The following is a 1806-nucleotide window of genomic DNA, read 5'->3' as shown; positions in this document are numbered from 1 at the left end:
GCGGCACAAGGCTTCTACGTGAACTCAACTTTAAAGTTCCTGAGCATGGATATATTAATGCCATGGCGGTCAAAGGAAACCTTAGGGATATCTATGGCATTAATATGCGCAAAGGTCTCTTTGTTTTTTATAAGAATTTTGAAGATATCTTCTCTACCCATCCTGACCTATATAATGGCTATGGAGCCGAGTTTATGCTCCAACTAATTGAAGATATTGTTTATTATTATTCAACCTTACGTGGATATATCTATGAAGAGTTTCCTGTGGTGGTGGGGTACGGCGTTGGTCTTCCATCGTCGTACCTCCCACAGTTTGAGGAACTGATGGGTGCGGAAAATGTGATGATTGCCGGTGAGGGTGTGCGGTATCCATGGTCTGATTTCGAAGAAGAACAGCGCAGGAACTTCCCGAACGGAGCCCCGGACCCTCTCTACGATAAGTATGGGGAGCTTTTTGGTGTTACTACCCATAGTTCGCAGACTACGGGCATCTATGTTGATGACCCTCGGTATTATCCTGAATCACCGTTTTATGACCTTGTTCTTGCCTCAAAAGTACACCTGGTGCATAGTGAATTTACTGAGCCAGATCCCTCTATATAAACGCTATGGGGTATAAATGCGGCTACAAGGATGAGTTCATTGTTCCGGCGTTCACTCAGGAGAGTGGGTATTGGCACCGGGCCACGAAGAAGTTTTTACCGACCCTGATGCTAAGCTCACTTGGTCTCAATAGGAAGGAAATATTTTCCTAGTGGTTTTCCAGATCCATTGTATGACAAGAATGGTATCTGGATAACTGACCCCAACGAGTACCCCGAGAGCACTTCCTACACCGGTGGGAACAGCTAACAACGCACTGATAGCCAAGGAGTAAACAATTTATGGGTTTCTACAAGAACGAATCAGATGATGCATTCTTCCCCGCTATCTACATCACCGAAGACACGGTGCTAGAGCGCCAAACTCAAGCCCTCCGCGATCAAGGATGGGCCATCATCGAAATCCACTGCAAAAACATACTAGCTTCCCAGGACCCACAAGCAGGAGCCTTAGGAAATCATCCGAGCCGTCAACCTCCCGCACAAACTCCCCAATGATAATTACATGACCTGGACCCAAGAAATCATCTCAGACCTCGACTGGCTCGATCTGAGCAAAGGAGTCTTTGTCATCCTCAAAGACTACGATGTACTCTTCACCCCCTGGAACAGTCCCGACCACTCTGAAGCAAAATGGATGGCACAACACTTACAAACTGTAGACGATAACCTGCGGTACCGGCATAGCCAATTTGCTTATGGTGATTATGACCCACCATATGTGCTTTATGGTATGGAGGTGTCTCAGGAAAAACTCGACACTGTGCTGGAATTCTTCGAAGGTCGAGCCACTATCATCGAAGACTTCGATGAAGATAACCCAGGGGAAGAGTACCCACCCCTTGTGGAGTATCGCCATAAAGTCGTTAGGAGCTGGGACTGATAGAAACCTGAGTAGATCATTAGGTTCCACCCTGTGCCTACATTAAAGAAGATAATGATGGTCTATAAACATATACGCTCAAAGCCTTTTACCGCCTCTTTGTTCATCCGTGAGGGTGGATACTGGGAGAACCATATGCTGCCCTATCTGGAAGCGGAGGGATGGGCTGTCATTACTGTTGATTGTGCTGGGTTGGTATCGTACATGGACTTCGCCAGGCGGTTAGTTAAAACTATCGACCCTACCTACAGTTTTCCCGAAGGTTTTAATATGCGTTGGGCTGCTGAAGAAGCATGTTCAATTAGGGATAGGGATATGC

General features: G+C 46.5%; 3 protein-coding genes and 1 pseudogene. All 4 read left to right on the top strand.

The window, feature by feature from the left end; all coding sequences use genetic code 11:
- Positions 1–605, top strand: a 605-nt coding sequence (locus tag HMPREF2756_RS03420; RefSeq protein WP_246825821.1) for a hypothetical protein, incomplete at its 5' end; no start/stop codon positions are given.
- A gap of 281 nt (positions 606–886) precedes the next feature.
- Positions 887–1102 (top strand): hypothetical protein, encoded by a 216-nt coding sequence (locus tag HMPREF2756_RS11415; protein WP_246825820.1) that lies wholly within the window; start codon positions 887–889, stop codon positions 1100–1102.
- Positions 1103–1109: 7 nt separating this feature from the next.
- Positions 1110–1487 (top strand): hypothetical protein, encoded by a 378-nt coding sequence (locus HMPREF2756_RS11410; RefSeq protein WP_246825819.1) that lies wholly within the window; start codon positions 1110–1112, stop codon positions 1485–1487.
- Between the two features lie 57 nt (positions 1488–1544).
- Positions 1545–1806, top strand: a pseudogene (locus HMPREF2756_RS11325) (hypothetical protein); the annotation flags it as partial.

The sequence above is a fragment of the Rothia sp. HMSC067H10 genome (assembly GCF_001810635.1).
Taxonomy (GTDB): Bacteria; Actinomycetota; Actinomycetes; order Actinomycetales; family Micrococcaceae; genus Rothia; species Rothia dentocariosa.
The sequence above is the reverse complement of the archived record's forward strand: the minus strand, read 5'-3'. Positions and strand labels throughout refer to the sequence as shown.

Excerpts from the sequence above, each read along its gene's own strand:
- HMPREF2756_RS11415 (WP_246825820.1), top strand. The coding sequence starts at position 887 with ATGGGTTTCTACAAGAACGAATCAGATGATGCATTCTTCCCCGCTATC.
- HMPREF2756_RS11410 (WP_246825819.1), top strand. The coding sequence starts at position 1,110 with ATGACCTGGACCCAAGAAATCATCTCAGACCTCGACTGGCTCGATCTG.